Here is a 16,007-nt window from a genome sequence, read left to right on the forward strand (position 1 = left end):
GTGGTGGCACGTTTCGCCCCGGCACCCCTTGTGTTTGCCCCGCGGTCGCACGGCCGACGCGGGCGGTGACCGGGTCACTGTCAGTGGTGGGCCGTAAGGTCTGTGGGCATGGACAGCAGCATCGAGGAGGCGGACGCCCTGCCGGGCGGAGCGGACGCCCTGCCGGGCGGAGCGGACGCCCTGCCGGGCGCGGCCGAACGGACGGACCCGGCCGACCCGACACCGCCTACGACGCCCACGGCGCCGCCACAGGCTCGCGCGACCCCGCCGAACCCCTCGATACCGCCGGCCACGACACCGGCCCCGAACCGGGAGGCGCAAACGCCGGCCGACTCGCCTGCGGGTGCGGCGGCGGAAGCGCTGCCGGGCGCGGCGGCTGCGACGGCGACGGAAACGACTGCGGCTGCGATGGCTGCGGATACGACGGCGGCGGAAGTGGTGGCGAGCGCCACGCTCGGCGATGCAGACGCGGCGGCGACCACCCCGGCGGCAGGTGTCGCCATCGGCGCCCAGCGGCCCGGCCCGCCCCACCCCGACGGCGTTCGGACCACGGCCACCCCGGCGGGGGAAGTCGCGATCGACGCCGGTGACGCGGACGTGGCCGTCGCCGGGCGGGTCGCCGTTGCGCCGACCTCGTTGTCTCCCTCCCGGGCCAGTGACTTCATGCAGTGTCCGTTGCTGTACCGGTTCCGGGTGATCGACCGGCTGCCGGAGAAGCCGAGCGAGGCCGCGACCCGGGGGACGCTGGTGCACGCCGTGCTGGAGCGGCTGTTCGACGCGCCGGCCGGGGAGCGGACCGCCCCGCGGGCCAAGGCGCTGATCCCGGGGCAGTGGGACCGGCTGCGGGAGAGCCGGCCGGAGGTGACCGAGCTGTTCGCCGACGATCCGGACGGCGAGCGGCTGGCCCGCTGGCTCGAGGAGGCCGAGCGGCTCGTGGAGCGCTGGTTCACGCTGGAGGACCCCACGCGCCTGGAGCCGGCCGAGCGGGAGCTGTTCGTCGAGACGGAGCTGGAGTCGGGGCTGCGGCTGCGCGGGATCATCGACCGGGTGGACGTGGCGCCGACCGGCGAGGTGCGGATCGTCGACTACAAGACGGGGAAGGCGCCGCGGCCCGAGTACGCCGAGGGCGCCCTGTTCCAGATGAAGTTCTACGCCCTCGTCGTGTGGCGGCTGAAGCGGGTGATTCCGCGCCGGCTCCAGCTGGTCTACCTCGGCAGCGGGGACGTGCTGACGTACGACCCGGTACCCGCCGATCTGGAGCGGGTGGAGCGGAAGCTGCACGCGCTGTGGGAGGCCATCGCTCGGGCCACGGAGACCGGTGTCTGGCGGCCCCGGCCCACCAAGCTGTGCGGCTGGTGCGACCACCAGGCGCACTGCCCCGAGTTCGGCGGCACTCCCCCGCCCTATCCGCTGCCCCTGAGGGCGCCCGAATCCGGTGCCGGGTCGCAGGGCAGAATGGGGCCGGACTAGCGAAGGAGTGTCACGTGGCCATCCGCGTCCTACTGGTCGACGACCAGCCGCTGCTGCGTACCGGGTTCCGCATGATCCTGGAGGCCGAGCAGGACCTCGCGGTCGTCGGCGAGGCCGGCGACGGCCTGCAGGCCCTCGACCAGGTACGGGCCCTGCAGCCGGACGTCGTGCTGATGGACATCCGGATGCCTCGGATGGACGGGGTGGAAGCCACCCGGCAGATCACCGGTCCCGGACGGGACGGTCCGGCCAAGGTGCTCGTGCTGACCACGTTCGACCTGGACGAGTACGTGGTGGAGGCGCTGCGGGCCGGTGCCAGCGGCTTCCTGCTGAAGGACGCCCCCGCCAACGAGCTGGTGCAGGCGATCCGGGTCGTCGCGGCCGGTGAGGCCATGCTCGCGCCGAGCATCACCCGGCGCCTGCTGGACAAGTACGCCACACATCTGCCCTCCGGCGAGGAGCCGGTGCCGGACACCCTGCACACCCTCACCGACCGTGAGGTGGAGGTGCTGAAGCTGGTGGCGCGCGGGCTGTCCAACGCCGAGATCGCGGCCGACCTGTTCGTCAGCGAGACGACGGTGAAGACCCACGTGGGGCATGTGCTGACCAAGCTGGGTCTGAGGGACCGCGTGCAGGCCGCCGTGTACGCGTACGAGAGCGGCTTGGTGCGCCCCGGCGCACAGTGAGACCGTACGACGGCCACTGGACCGTACGACGGCGAAGGGCGCCCCTCCCGCTCGGCGAGGGGCGCCCTTCGCCGTGACCGGCGTCAGCTCTTGCTGAGTTCCCAGAACCGGAACACCGTCGAGGCGTCCAGGCAGTACTCCAGGCCGTAGACGCCGTCGCGGACCACCGCGTACTGCTTGGCCTGCCAGACCGGCAGGACGGGCAGTTCGGCGGCGACGATGTCCTGCAGCTTGCCGAACTGCTTGTCGGTCGCGCCACGGTCGCTCTGCGCAGCCGTGCCGGGGATGAGGGAGCCGGTGATGGTGCTGTTGGTGTAGTTGTTGGCCAGCACGTTGCCCTTGCCGAAGAAGGGTGCCGTGAAGTTGTCGGCGTCCGGGTAGTCGGGCACCCAGCCCTTGACGTAGACGCCGTACCGGCCCTTGGCGATGTCCTTCTCGTACTGGTCGAAGGCGACCGACCGCACGTCGGCTTCGAACAGTCCGCCGGCGTTGAGCTGGCCGGCGATGGCCTTCAGCTCCTGGTCGGTGGCGGGGCCGTAGCGGGACGGCGTGGACCACAAGGTGAGCTTGACCTTGCCGGTGATGCCGTCGGCGGCCAGCGCCGCGGCGGCCTTGGCACGGGAGGGGCGGGCGCCGTAGGTGTCGAAGAAGGCGGTGTTGTGGCCCACGATGCCCGCCGGGATGATCGAGTACAGCGGGGTGGCGGTGCCCTGGTAGACGTCGTTGATCAGGGCGTCGCGGTCGAGGAGGTAGGCCATGGCCTTACGGACGCCGAGCTTGCCGGCGACCGGGTCCTCCATGTTGAAGACCAGGTGCTGGACCTCGGCGCTGCTGCCCTCGATGACCTCGACGCCCTTGCCGTTCCCCTGATCGAGGTCGGCGAGGTCCGTCGCGGCCAGGCCTCGGTAGGCGATGTCGATGCCGCCGTCGAGGAGGGACTGCTTCAGGGCGGTGCGGTCACCGTGGAAGAACTTGAGGGTGACGCCGGAGTTCTTGACCTCGGCGGTGCCCTTGTAGTGGTCGTTGACCGAGAAGACCGCCTGGTCCTTGTCGAAGGAGTCCAGCTTGTAGGGGCCGGAGCCGACGGCCTCGTGGTCGGTGCGCAGGCCGTCCGCGTCGTACTGGCGGTGGTCCACGATCGAGCCGGCGCCGGAGGCGATCTTGCTGGGGAAGGTGGCGTCGGGGACCTTCAGATGGAAGACGACCGTCTTCGCGTCGGGTGTCTCGACCCTGCCGAGCATCGGGAACATGATCGCGGGACCGGCGGGGTCGTCGATCTTCATCATGCGGTCGAAGGAGAACTTCACGTCCTCGGAGGTGAGGGCGTCACCGTTGCTGAACTTCAGACCGTCCTTCAGTTCGCACTTGTAGACCATCGCCTGGGCGTCGGTGAAGGTGCACTGCCTGGCCAGTTCGGGCTCGGGTTCGGTCGCTCCCTTGGGGAAACCGAGCAGCGACTGGAAGACGTTGTTGAACAACAGCCAGGAGCCGGGGTCATAGCCGGATGCCGGATCCGTGGCGAGGACGTCGTCGGACATCCCCATCACCACGGAGGATCCGGTACCCCCGGAATCACCGGTCTCCGAGCCGCAGCCGGTCAACAGGCCGGAGGCCAGCCCCGCCACGAGGGGCAGGACTGGCCACTGGTTGCGCATGTTCACTTGAAATGTGCCTTGTCGTTCGGTTCGTGAGTCCGGGTCCGGTGTTCTCGGGTCCCGGGCCCGGGGCCGCATCGTGCTCGGCCCCGGGTTCGAGGAGCCGTCAGCCGCTCACACCGCGGCCCAGCTCCCACAGCTGCAGCACCGAGGACGAGTTGATGGCGTAGGCCACGCCCGTGATGTCCCCCCGTGCCGCGACGTACTGCTTGCCCTGCCACAGCGGCAGCATCGGCACGTCGTCCGCCACGATGTCCTGGATCTCGGTCAGGCTGTCGGACGCGCCGAGCCGATCGGCCTCGCGGCGCGACTGCGGGATCAGCGTACGCCGGATCGTGCTGTTGTTGTACGGCGAGCCGAGAGTGTTGTCCTTGTCGAGGAAGGGCGCGAGGAAGTTGTCGGCGTCCGGGAAGTCGGGGAACCAGCCCATGCCGAAGGCGTCGTACTCGCCCTTCTGCTCGGCAGGCCGGAATGTCGACCAGGGGTGGCCCTGGATGGAGACGTCGAACAGACCGCTGTCGTTGAGCTGCTTCCGCAGGATTTCGAACTCCTGCTTGGTGGCCGAGCCGTAGTGGTCGGTGGTGTAGTGCAGGGTCAGCTTCACCGGAGTGGTGACGCCGGCCTTGGTGAGCAGCGACTTGGCCTTGTCGACGCTGGGGTTGCCGTACTTGTTGAAGAACGAGTTGGAGTGGCCGGTGACGGTCGCCGGGACCAGCGAGTACAGCGGCTCGGCCTGGGTGCCGTAGACCTTGGAGACCAGTTCGCCGCGGTTGATGAGCTGGGCCATGGCCTGGCGCACGGCCTTGGACTTCACACTGGGCGCGCTGGTGTTGAAGGCCAGGTAGCGGATTTCCAGGCCCGGCATGTCGACCAGGTCGACGTTCTCGTCGGTGCCGGCGTCGAGCTTCTCGATCTGCGCGGGCGACATGGTGCGGGTCATCACGTCGATGTCGCCCTTGTCGATCGCGGCGCCCATGGCGTCGGCGTCGGCGAAGGTACGCATCTCGACCTTGTCGTTCTTCACCGTCAGACTGCCCTGGTAATGGGGGTTCTTGGTGAAGGTGATGCTGACGAGCCTGTTGTCATCGACGTCGGCCTTGAAGGTGTACGGACCGGAACCGTCGACTTCGAAGCCCTCGCGCAGCTTGTCCTTGGCGTAGCTCTCGGGGTCGAGGATGCCCGCGACCGGGGTGGTCAGCTTGTAAGGGAAGGTGGCGTCGGCCGTCTTGAGATGAAAGACGACCTCACGGTCGCCCTGCGTCTCGATGGTGTCGATGGTGTTCAGCAGCGAGGCGACACCCGTGTCGGACTTGATGCGCAGGGCTCGCTCGATGGAGTACTTGACGTCCGCGGCCGTCACCTTGTCGCCGTTGGCGAACTGCAGGCCCTCCCGCAGCTTGCAGGCGTAGCGCTCGCTGCCGCTGTCGGTGAAACCGCAGCTCTCCGCGGCCTCCGGCACCGGGGCGCCCTCACCCCTGGGGACGACCATCAGGGTCTGCACCGTCGGGCGCAGGAGGTTCCAGACGTTGGTGTCGTAGGTGTAGGCCGGATCGAAGGGCGCCGGGGCTTCCTTGGTGGCCGTGAACTGGTCCGTGGTACCGACGACGATGGCGTCACCGCTCTTGCTCCCGCTGTCGGATCCGCCGCACGCGGCGAGAACCGGGGTGAGCAGGCCGGCCACCGCCGGCAGCACCAAAGTCTTGCGGTTCATGCGGGAGTTTCTCCAGAGCTGTTCGAGTCCGTGTACCCGGCATGCATGGGTGGTGCGGCGGATCACGGGGGTTGCGGCGATGTTCTCGCGATGAGATTAGTCCGCGCTCGCAGGAGGGTTCGCAGCCGCGTGAGTTGACCGTCCATCACGCAGTGGAACCAGCCGCGGACACACCGAAAACCCGACAGCTGCAGGATTAGTGCAGCTTCCCATCAATCGGGACACATGGACCCGGCGATCGCGGGCGATGAGGGCCGTCCAGCACAGCTTGCCAACGTTGTCGAGCCCCATGGGAGTGGGGAACGTCACACTCCAACTGTGCGGCGAGTCAGTGGAATTCCAGCCGGATGACCGGCTCGGAATTCCACTCGGGTGTACTTCCCCGGAAATTTGTCCAGCGTGGCCAATGGACTTTGTACGCTGGGTGAACGGCTAGCGCATTTCCGTCATCAGACCGCGCAGAAATGCCAGGTCGACCTCTTCCAGGGAGGTGACCACGGTGCGCCCCTCGGCCGGGGTGATGGGGGCGATGGAGGGTACGGCTACCACCCGGCAGCCCGCGGCCTCGGCGGCGGCGACACCGGTCGCGGTGTCCTCGACGACGGCACATCTGGCCGGATCCGCACCCAGCTTGGCGGCGGCGAGCAGATACGGGTCCGGGAAGGGCTTGGTGCGCGAGACCTCGTCGCCGGCGACGGACAGGTCGAAGTGCTGCGGGCCCAGCACGGTCAGCACGCGGTCGATGATGCGCCGGTGGGAGGCGGAGACCAGGGCGGTGGGGATGGCGTGCTCGTGGAGTTCGGCGAGCAGCCGGGCGGCACCGGGCATCAGCGGCAGGGCATGGCCGATGCGTTTCTCGAAGCCGTCGTTGAGCAGCACCGACAGTTCGGCGAGCGTGATGTCGGCGCCGGTGACCTCGAGGAGGAAGCCGGCGCTGCGGGTCATGGGGCCGCCGACCACGACGTGCCGCCAGGAGTCGTCCAGGGTGTGGCCGAGGCGGGCGAAGATCTCCACCTCGACGTCCCACCAGAAGCCCTCGGTGTCCACCAGGGTGCCGTCCATGTCGAGGAGCACCGCCTGCAGAGCGGAGCCTTCGGCCGTACGGGTTCCGAGCGCGGGGACCGTACTGGTCATCCGGGCACACCTCCTTGTGGGACGACCAGGCCGGTTCCCGCGCGGGGAACCGGCCTGCAGTGGACCGACCAGTGTACGACTCCGGCGTCCGAAGCGCCTCGTTTATCACTCGGCCGCATGGGTACCCCTGAAAGACCCCCCGGCGCAGGCCAGGGGGCTTTTCGGCACGTCCGGGAACGTCCCGGCGGTGACCGGGGTCACCGGGCGTTGAAGTACTTCGCCTCCGGGTGGTGGATCACGATGGCGTCCGTGGACTGCTCGGGGTGCAGCTGGAACTCCTCCGACAGGTGGACGCCGATCCGCTCCGGCTTGAGCAGCTCGGCGATCTTGGCGCGGTCCTCCAGGTCGGGGCAGGCGCCGTAGCCGAGGGAGAAGCGGGCACCCCGGTACTTGAGGGAGAACATGTCCTCGATGTCCGCCGGGTCCTCGCCGGCGAAACCGAGTTCGGCGCGGACCCGGGCGTGCCAGTACTCGGCGAGCGCCTCGGCCAACTGGACGGACAAACCGTGCAGTTCGAGGTAGTCGCGGTAGGCGTTGGCCTCGAAGAGCTCGGCGGTCCGCTCGCCGATGCGCGAGCCGACGGTGACGACCTGGAAGCCGACCACGTCCGTCTCCCCCGACTCCTCCGGGCGGAAGAAGTCGGCCAGGCACAGGCGCCGGCCGCGGCGCTGGCGCGGGAAGGTGAAGCGGGTGCGCTCGTTGCCCTGCTCGTCCAGGACGATCAGGTCGTCGTCCTTGGACACACAGGGGAAGTAGCCGTAGACGACGGCCGCTTCGAGCAGGTTCTCGGTCTGGAGCCGGTCGAGCAGTCCGCGCAGCCGGGGACGGCCCTCGGTCTCGACCAGCTCCTCGTAGGTCGGCCCCTCACCGGTGCGGGCCTGCTTGAGCCCCCACTGGCCCTTGAACAGCGCGCCCTCGTCCAGCCAGCTCGCGTACTCCTTCAGCTGGATGCCCTTGACGACGCGGGTGCCCCAGAAGGGCGGGGCCGGGACCGGGTTGTCGGTGGCGACGTCGGAGCGGACGTGGCCCTCCTGCGGGCGCTCCTCGACCTCGACGGCGGCGGTCGCCCGGACCCGGCGCTGCTTCAGCTCGGGCAGCTTCGCGCCCGGCACACCGCGCTTGACGCCGATGAGGGCGTCCATCAGGCGCAGGCCCTCGAAGGCGTCACGGGCGTAGCGGACCTCGCCCTCGTAGATCTCGTGCAGGTCCTGCTCGACGTAGGCCCGGGTCAGGGCGGCGCCGCCGAGGATGACCGGGAAGCGGGCGCCGAGGCCGCGCTGGTTCAGCTCCTCCAGGTTCTCCTTCATGATCACCGTGGACTTCACCAGCAGCCCCGACATGCCGATGACGTCGGCCCGGTGCTCCTCGGCCGCCTCCAGGATCGCGGAGACCGGCTGCTTGATGCCGAGGTTGACGACGTTGTAGCCGTTGTTGGACAGGATGATGTCGACCAGGTTCTTGCCGATGTCGTGCACGTCGCCGCGCACGGTGGCCAGCACGATCGTGCCCTTGCCCTCGGCGTCCGACTTCTCCATGTGCGGCTCGAGGTAGGCCACGGCGGCCTTCATGACCTCGGCGGACTGGAGGACGAACGGCAGCTGCATCTGGCCGGAGCCGAACAGCTCGCCGACGACCTTCATGCCGTCCAGGAGGGTCTCGTTGACGATCTCCAGGGCGGGCCGGTCCTGGAGGGCCGCGTCCAGGTCGGCCTCCAGGCCGTTGCGCTCGCCGTCGATGATCCGGCGCTTGAGGCGCTCCTCCAGCGGCAGCGCGGCCAGCTCCTCGGCCTTGCCGGCCTTCAGGGACTTCGCCGTGGCGCCCTCGAAGAGCTGCATGAGCTTCTGCAGCGGGTCGTAGCCCTCGGTGCGGCGGTCGTGGATCAGGTCGAGGGCGGTCTGGACCTCTTCCTCGCTGAACCGGGCGATCGGCAGGATCTTCGAAGCATGCACGATCGCCGAGTCCAGGCCCGCCTTGACGCACTCGTCGAGGAAGACGGAGTTCAGCAGGATGCGGGCGGCCGGGTTGAGGCCGAAGGAGATGTTCGACAGGCCCAGCGTGGTCTGCACGTCCGGGTGGCGCCGCTTCAGCTCGCGGATCGCCTCGATGGTGGCGATGCCGTCCTTGCGGGACTCCTCCTGGCCGGTGCAGATGGTGAAGGTCAGGGTGTCGATGAGGATGTCCTCCTCACGGATGCCCCAGTTCCCGGTCAGGTCGTCGATCAGCCGTTCGGCGATCTCGACCTTCTTCTCCGGCGTGCGGGCCTGGCCCTCCTCGTCGATGGTCAGCGCGATCAGGGCAGCGCCGTGCTCCCTGGCCAGCTTGGTGACCTTGGCGAACCGGGAGTCCGGCCCGTCGCCGTCCTCGTAGTTCACCGAGTTGATCACCGCGCGGCCGCCGAGCTTCTCCAGGCCCGCGCGGATGACGTCGACCTCGGTGGAGTCCAGGACGATCGGCAGCGTGGAGGCGGTGGCGAAGCGGCCGGCCAGTTCCTCCATGTCCGCCACGCCGTCGCGGCCGACGTAGTCCACGCACAGGTCGAGCATGTGCGCGCCCTCGCGGATCTGCTCCCGCGCCATCTCCACGCAGTCGTCCCAGCGGCCCTCCAGCATGGCCTCGCGGAACTTCTTGGAGCCGTTGGCGTTGGTGCGCTCGCCGATGGCCAGGTAGGAGGTGTCCTGCCGGAAGGGGACCGACTGGTAGAGGGAGGCCGCGCCGGGCTCGGGGCGCGGGTCGCGCTCGGTCGGGGTGAGGCCCTGGACGCGCTCCACGACCTGGCGCAGGTGCTCCGGGGTGGTGCCGCAGCACCCGCCGACGAGCGAGAGGCCGTACTCGCGGACGAAGGTCTCCTGGGCGTCGGCCAGCTCCGGCGCGCTCAGCGGGTAGTGGGCGCCGTCCTTGCCGAGGACCGGCAGGCCCGCGTTGGGCATGCAGGACAGCGGGACGCGGGCGTTGCGGGCGAGGTAGCGCAGGTGCTCGCTCATCTCGGCCGGGCCGGTGGCGCAGTTCAGGCCGATCATGTCGATGCCGAGCGGCTCGAGCGCGGTGAGGGCGGCGCCGATCTCGGAGCCCAGCAGCATGGTGCCGGTGGTCTCGACCGTCACCGACACGATCACCGGGAGGTCCAGACCGAGGGCCTCGAGGCCGCGGCGGGCGCCGAGGACGGCGGCCTTGGTCTGCAGCAGGTCCTGGGTGGTCTCCACGAGCAGCGCGTCGGCGCCACCGGCGACCAGACCCTCGGCGTTGCGCTGGTAGGCGTCGCGCAGGGTGGTGTAGGGGGCGTGGCCGAGGGTGGGCAGCTTGGTGCCGGGGCCCATGGATCCGAGGACCCAGCGGGGACGGCCGTCCTTGGCGGTGAACTCGTCGGCGACCTCGCGGGCCACCCGGGCGCCGGCCTCGGACAGCTCGTACACGCGCTCGGGGATGTCGTACTCGCCGAGCGCGGAGTGGTTCGCCCCGAAGGTGTTGGTCTCGACGCAGTCGACGCCCACGGAGTAGTACGCCTCGTGGACGGAGCGGACGATGTCGGGCCGGGTGAGGTTGAGGATCTCGTTGCAGCCCTCGAGCTGCTGGAAGTCGTCGAGCGTCGGCTCCTGGGCCTGGAGCATGGTGCCCATGGCTCCGTCGGCGACCACCACGCGGGTGGCGAGCGCCTCTCGGAGCGCGGACGCGCGGGTGCGGCTGTCGGCGGACGGGGACGTTGGCGACGAGGCCATGAAGGGGCTCCCTGGAGTGCGACGGCTGTCGGCTATGCGGTGTCCCCGGCGGGCGGGGATACCGCACGGCGTCAGAGTAACCGGGAGTCGGCTTGGATGGGCAGCGGCGTCCACGAGGCGGACTCGGGTGGCTCTCGCGTCTCGCTCGGGCCGCGTGAGATGTAACAGGTGTCGACCGACCATTAGCGAGAGGTCGACATGGACCGGTAGTGTTCGACATTGCCGAACGGCGGTTAAGGAACGTGCGCCGGTGTACGACTGCTCGACACCGGTGGACCGCGTCGACCGGCGTTCGTCGGGAGTCGAAGGGGACGGAGGCAGTACGGCGATGGCACGGAACATCCAGTCGCTCGAACGGGCGGCGGCGATGCTGCGGCTGCTCGCGGGCGGCGAGCGACGGCTCGGCCTGTCGGACATCGCCTCGTCACTGGGCCTCGCCAAGGGCACCGCCCACGGCATCCTGCGCACCCTCCAGCAGGAGGGGTTCGTGGAACAGGACGACACCTCCGGGCGCTACCAGCTGGGCGCGGAGCTGCTGCGCCTCGGCACCACCTACCTCGACGTGCACGAGCTGCGGGCGCGGGCCCTGGTGTGGACCGACGACCTGGCCCGGTCCAGCGGCGAGAGCGTGTACCTGGGCGTGCTGCACCAGCAGGGCGTACTGATCGTGCACCACGTCTTCCGGCCGGACGACAGCCGGCAGGTGCTGGAGATCGGGGCCATGCAGCCGCTGCACTCCACCGCGCTCGGCAAGGTGCTCTCCGCCTACGACCCGGTGGCGCACAGCGAGGCGCTGGAGGCCGACCGGAAGCCCTTCACGGACCGCACGGTGTGCGATCCGGGGGACTTCGAGCACCTCCTGGACGTCACACGCGCGCGTGGGTACGCCGCCGACGTGGAGGAGACCTGGGAGGGGGTGGCGTCGGTCGCCGCGCCCATCCACGACCGGCGCCGGATGCCCGTGGGCGCGGTCGGCATCACCGGCGCGGTGGAACGGCTGTGCCGGGAGGGCGAGCTGCGCCCCGAACTGATCGCCGCGGTGCGCGACTGCGCCCGTGCCGTGTCCAGGGACCTGGGCGCGGGCCGTTTCTGAGCGCAGCGCGCTCCTTGCGGGCAATGACCGGGACGCCGGGCGGCGTCCCGGTTCTCGCCATACCCTGAAACGGACGTATAAGGCGAACAGGCGCGTCAGCGCACGAAGAGCGATAACCGTCGGCGATCAATAACGATCCTGTTTTCGATAACAGAACTCTTGACGCACGCGTAACGCCGAACAAGACTCCCGTCCATCGGTCGGCATTGTCGAACACCTACCGGCAATACGCGCTAGAGTGTGACAACGCCAAGGGCCAGCTCATCGCTCTCACCCCCGAGGGCGCCAGACCCCCGGAGGGACCCGGGGTTCGGCTACCCCTGGACGAAGGACAAAGGAGTCGCGGGTGTCCAGCTCCGACATCTTCATCGGCGAGACCATCGGTACCGCCATACTCATCCTGCTCGGCGGCGGCGTCTGCGCCGCCGTGACGCTCAAGGCCTCCAAGGCCCGTAACGCCGGTTGGCTCGCCATCGCCTTCGGGTGGGGCTTCGCCGTCATGACGGCCGTCTACATCTCCGGACCGCTCTCCGGTGCCCACCTCAACCCGGCCGTCACCGTCGCCCTGGCCATCAAGGACGACGCCTGGAGCAACGTTCCGACCTACTTCGCCGGCCAGCTGCTCGGCGCGATGATCGGCGCGGCTCTGGTGTGGGTGACCTACTACGGCCAGTTCTACGCGCACCTGACCGACAAGGAGATCGTCGGCGGTCCGGGGGCGCAGGCCACCACGGCCAAGGCCGTCGAGGCCGAGGAGGCGGGCGCCGGCCCGGTCCTCGGCATCTTCTCCACCGGTCCGGAGATCCGGAACGTGGCGCAGAACCTGGCCACGGAGATCATCGGCACGGTCGTGCTGATCCTCGCGGTCCTCACGCAGGGCCTGAACGACAAGGGCAACGGCCTCGGCATCCTCGGCGGTCTGATCACCGCGCTCGTGGTGGTGTCGATCGGTCTCTCGCTGGGCGGCCCGACGGGCTACGCGATCAACCCGGCCCGTGACCTGGGCCCGCGCATCGTGCACGCCCTGCTGCCCCTGCCCAACAAGGGCGGTTCCGACTGGAGCTACGCCTGGATCCCGGTGGTCGGTCCGCTGATCGGCGGCGCGATCGCCGCAGGCATCTACAACGTCGCATTCGCTTAGGAACGAGCACCGAGACTTCGCGCACGCGCCGTACGTAAAGCCCCATCACCACGGATCTTTCAGGAGCACACAGTGACCGACGCCCACACCGCAGGCCCGTTCATCGCCGCCATCGATCAGGGCACGACCTCCTCGCGCTGCATCGTCTTCGACCGGGACGGCCGGATCGTCTCCGTCGACCAGAAGGAGCACGAGCAGATCTTCCCCAAGCCGGGCTGGGTCGAGCACAACGCCAACGAGATCTGGACCAACGTCCAGGAGGTCGTCGCCGGAGCCATCGCGAAGGCCGGCATCACCCGCGACGACATCAAGGCCATCGGCATCACCAACCAGCGCGAGACCACCGTGCTGTGGGACAAGAACACCGGTGAGCCCGTCCACAACGCCATCGTCTGGCAGGACACCCGCACCGACGCCCTCTGCCGGGAGCTGGGCCGCAACGTCGGCCAGGACCGCTTCCGCCGCGAGACCGGCCTCCCGCTGGCCTCCTACTTCGCCGGGCCCAAGGCCCGCTGGCTGCTCGACAACGTCGACGGCCTGCAGGAGCGCGCCGAGGCCGGGGACATCCTCTTCGGCACCATGGACAGCTGGGTCATCTGGAACCTGACCGGCGGTGTCAACGGCGGCAAGCACGTCACCGACGTCACCAACGCCTCCCGCACCCTCCTCATGAACCTGCACACGATGCAGTGGGACGAGAAGATCGCCGAGTCGATCGGCGTGCCGCTGCAGATCCTGCCCGAGATCCGGTCGTCCGCCGAGGTCTACGGCGAGGTCACCGGCGGCAAGCTCGGCGACCTGCTCGGCGGTATCCCGGTCGCCTCCGCGCTCGGTGACCAGCAGGCGGCCCTGTTCGGCCAGACCTGTTTCTCCGAGGGCGAGACCAAGTCGACCTACGGCACCGGCACCTTCATGGTGATGAACACCGGCTCCAAGATCATCAACTCCTACGCCGGTCTGCTGACCACCGTCGGCTACAAGATCGGCGACCAGCCGACGGTGTACGCCCTGGAGGGCTCGATCGCCGTCACCGGCTCGCTGGTGCAGTGGATGCGCGACCAGATGGGCCTGATCTCCACCGCCGCCGAGATCGAGACGCTCGCGCTCTCGGTCGAGGACAACGGCGGCGCCTACTTCGTACCGGCCTTCTCCGGTCTGTTCGCCCCGCACTGGCGCTCCGACGCCCGCGGTGTGATCGCCGGCCTGACCCGGTACGTGACCAAGGCGCACCTCGCGCGCGCCGTCCTGGAGGCCACCGCGTGGCAGACGCGGGAGATCGCCGACGCCATGGTCAAGGACTCCGGCGACGAGCTGGTGGCCCTGAAGGTCGACGGTGGCATGACCTCCAACAACCTGCTGATGCAGACCCTCGCCGACGTTCTGGACGCACCGGTGGTGCGCCCGATGGTCGCCGAGACCACCTGCCTCGGCGCCGCCTACGCCGCCGGCCTCGCCGTCGGCTTCTGGTCCAGCACCGACGAACTGCGCGCCAACTGGCGCCGGGCCGCCGAGTGGACCCCCCAGATGGACGCGGACATCCGCGACCGTGAGTACAAGAACTGGCTCAAGGCCGTCGAGCGGACCATGGGCTGGATCGAGGACGAGAGCTGAGCGGCCCAAGACGGCTCAGACATCTCTGACGAGGAGTAAGTACCCGACATGACCAGTCAGTCCACCCTGCAGTCCGTGCCTGCCCTGGGGACGCACCCGGCCTCCGGCTCCAACCCGAGCCGGGCCGAGACCAGGGAGCAGCTCGCCAAGGCGTCGTACGACCTTCTTGTGATCGGCGGCGGCATCCTGGGCATCTCCACCGCCTGGCACGCCGCGCAGTCCGGGCTCAGGGTGGCGCTGGTCGACGCCGGCGACTTCGCCGGCGCCACCTCCTCCGCCTCCTCCAAGCTGCTCCACGGCGGTCTGCGCTACCTGCAGACCGGCGCGGTGAAGCTGGTGGCGGAGAACCACTTCGAGCGCCGTGCGGTCTCCCGCCAGGTGGCCCCCCACCTGTCGAACCCGCTCACCTTCTACCTCCCCGTGTACAAGGGCGGGCCGCACGGCGCGGCGAAGCTCGGCGCGGGCGTCTTCGCCTACTCCGCGCTCTCCGCGTTCGGTGACGGCGTCGGCCACCTGCTCTCCCCCGCCAAGGCGGCGCAGGACGTGCCCGAGCTGCGCACCGAGAACCTCAAGGCCGTGGCCGTGTACGGCGACGACCAGATGAACGACGCCCGGATGGCGCTGATGACGGTCCGCGCGGCCGTCGAGGCGGGCGCGGTCGTCCTCAACCACGCCGCGGTCACCGGCCTGCGCTTCACCAACGGCCGGGTCACCGGCGCCGACCTCAAGGACGGGGTCTCCGGCGAGGAGTTCGGGGTCAACGCCCGCCTGGTGCTGAACGCGACCGGCCCCTGGGTCGACCACCTGCGCCGGATGGAGGACCCGAACGCGGCGCCGTCCATCCGCCTGTCCAAGGGCGCGCACCTGGTTTTGAAGCGCACCTCCCCCTGGAAGGCCGCACTGGCGACCCCCATCGACAAGTACCGCATCACCTTCGCCCTCCCCTGGGAGGACATGCTGCTGCTCGGCACCACCGACGAGGAGTACGAGGGCGACCCGGCGGACGTGTCCGTCAACGAGAAGGACATAGCCCAGATCCTGGACGAGGCCGCGTTCTCCGTCCGGGACCAGCAGCTCCAGCGCGACCTGATCACCTACGCCTTCGCCGGCCTGCGCGTGCTGCCGGGCGGCCCCGGCGACACCGCCAAGGCCAAGCGCGAGACCGTCGTCACCGAGGGCAAGGGCGGCATGCTGTCCGTCGCGGGCGGCAAGTGGACCACCTTCCGGCACATCGGCCGTACGGTGATGCAGAAGCTGGAGGAGCTGCCGGGCCACCCGCTCGGTGACGACTTCGAGCCGATCTCCTCGCTGCCGAAGAAGCTGCCGCTGCCCGGTGTCGCCAACCCGCGTGCGGTCGCGCACCGCCTCCTGGTGGACCACCCGGCACCGGGTCCGCGCATGGCGGCCGACACCGCCAAGCACCTGGCCACCCACTACGGCTCCCTGGCCTTCGACATCGCCCGCCTGGCCAACGAGCACCCGGACCTGGCCGAGCGCGTCCACCCGGACGCCCCGGAGATCTGGGCGCAGGTCGTCTGGGCCCGCGACCACGAGTGGGCCGAGACGGCGGACGACGTGCTGCGCCGCCGGACGACGCTGACCATCCGCGGCCTGGCCACGGACGAGGTCCGCGCCAAGGTCCAGGACCTGCTCGACAAGAAATAGGGCCACGGCCCCCGGCCCCTTTCCCTGACCAGGGCCGGTGACCGCCGCGGACCGGTCCCGCCGCACCGGGGCCGGAAACCGAAAGGGGCGGCTCCGCGCCGACGGAGCCGCCCCTTTCGCCTGCGCGC

10 protein-coding genes are annotated in these 16,007 nt (G+C 69.7%); 6 read left to right on the top strand and 4 right to left on the bottom strand.

Translation table 11 applies throughout. The annotated features are described in order from the left end of the window. The first annotated feature begins 408 nt into the window (after nucleotides 1-408). Both ACGFRF_RS17335 and ACGFRF_RS17340 read left to right on the top strand, forming a co-directional pair. Nucleotides 409-1,470: a RecB family exonuclease gene (locus ACGFRF_RS17335; protein ID WP_393740882.1), complete on the top strand. Its 1,062-nt coding sequence runs from the start codon at nucleotides 409-411 to the stop codon at nucleotides 1,468-1,470. Nucleotides 1,471-1,484: 14 nt separating this feature from the next. Further along, nucleotides 1,485-2,156, top strand: a complete 672-nt coding sequence (locus ACGFRF_RS17340; RefSeq protein WP_010045368.1) for a response regulator transcription factor — start codon at nucleotides 1,485-1,487, stop codon at nucleotides 2,154-2,156. A gap of 83 nt (nucleotides 2,157-2,239) precedes the next feature. Here the strand turns inward: ACGFRF_RS17340 and ACGFRF_RS17345 are convergent, their stop codons facing one another. The 4 genes from ACGFRF_RS17345 to metH all read right to left on the bottom strand — a co-directional run bounded on the left by ACGFRF_RS17345 (nucleotide 2,240) and on the right by metH (nucleotide 10,369). Beyond that, nucleotides 2,240-3,817 (bottom strand): ABC transporter substrate-binding protein, encoded by a 1,578-nt coding sequence (locus ACGFRF_RS17345; RefSeq protein ID WP_393740650.1) that lies wholly within the window; start codon nucleotides 3,815-3,817, stop codon nucleotides 2,240-2,242. Between the two features lie 100 nt (nucleotides 3,818-3,917). After that, nucleotides 3,918-5,522, bottom strand: a complete 1,605-nt coding sequence (locus tag ACGFRF_RS17350) for an ABC transporter substrate-binding protein (RefSeq protein WP_393740652.1) — start codon at nucleotides 5,520-5,522, stop codon at nucleotides 3,918-3,920. Between the two features lie 432 nt (nucleotides 5,523-5,954). Further along, entirely contained in the window at nucleotides 5,955-6,656 is a 702-nt protein-coding gene (locus ACGFRF_RS17355) for an HAD family hydrolase (protein ID WP_393740654.1), read from the bottom strand. Nucleotides 6,657-6,853: 197 nt separating this feature from the next. Then, nucleotides 6,854-10,369, bottom strand: a complete 3,516-nt coding sequence (metH, locus tag ACGFRF_RS17360) for a methionine synthase (RefSeq protein ID WP_393740656.1) — start codon at nucleotides 10,367-10,369, stop codon at nucleotides 6,854-6,856. A 328-nt stretch (nucleotides 10,370-10,697) separates the two neighbouring features. Here metH and ACGFRF_RS17365 point away from each other — a divergent pair, with 328 nt between their 5' ends. The 4 genes from ACGFRF_RS17365 (at nucleotide 10,698) to ACGFRF_RS17380 (ending at nucleotide 15,879) form a co-directional block, all read left to right on the top strand. Continuing rightward, a complete protein-coding gene (locus ACGFRF_RS17365; RefSeq protein WP_393740658.1) occupies nucleotides 10,698-11,462 on the top strand; it encodes an IclR family transcriptional regulator in 765 nt (254 codons plus the stop codon). A gap of 346 nt (nucleotides 11,463-11,808) precedes the next feature. Next, entirely contained in the window at nucleotides 11,809-12,603 is a 795-nt protein-coding gene (locus ACGFRF_RS17370) for an MIP/aquaporin family protein (RefSeq protein WP_393740660.1), read from the top strand. Between the two features lie 72 nt (nucleotides 12,604-12,675). Then, on the top strand, nucleotides 12,676-14,214 hold the full coding sequence (gene glpK, locus ACGFRF_RS17375) for a glycerol kinase GlpK (protein ID WP_393740662.1): 1,539 nt from the start codon (nucleotides 12,676-12,678) through the stop codon (nucleotides 14,212-14,214). 48 nt (nucleotides 14,215-14,262) lie between these two features. Beyond that, nucleotides 14,263-15,879, top strand: a complete 1,617-nt coding sequence (locus ACGFRF_RS17380) for an FAD-dependent oxidoreductase (RefSeq protein WP_393740664.1) — start codon at nucleotides 14,263-14,265, stop codon at nucleotides 15,877-15,879. Nucleotides 15,880-16,007 lie beyond the last annotated feature (128 nt).

This window comes from Streptomyces sp. NPDC048521 (assembly GCF_043199855.1).
Classification (GTDB): domain Bacteria; phylum Actinomycetota; class Actinomycetes; order Streptomycetales; family Streptomycetaceae; genus Streptomyces.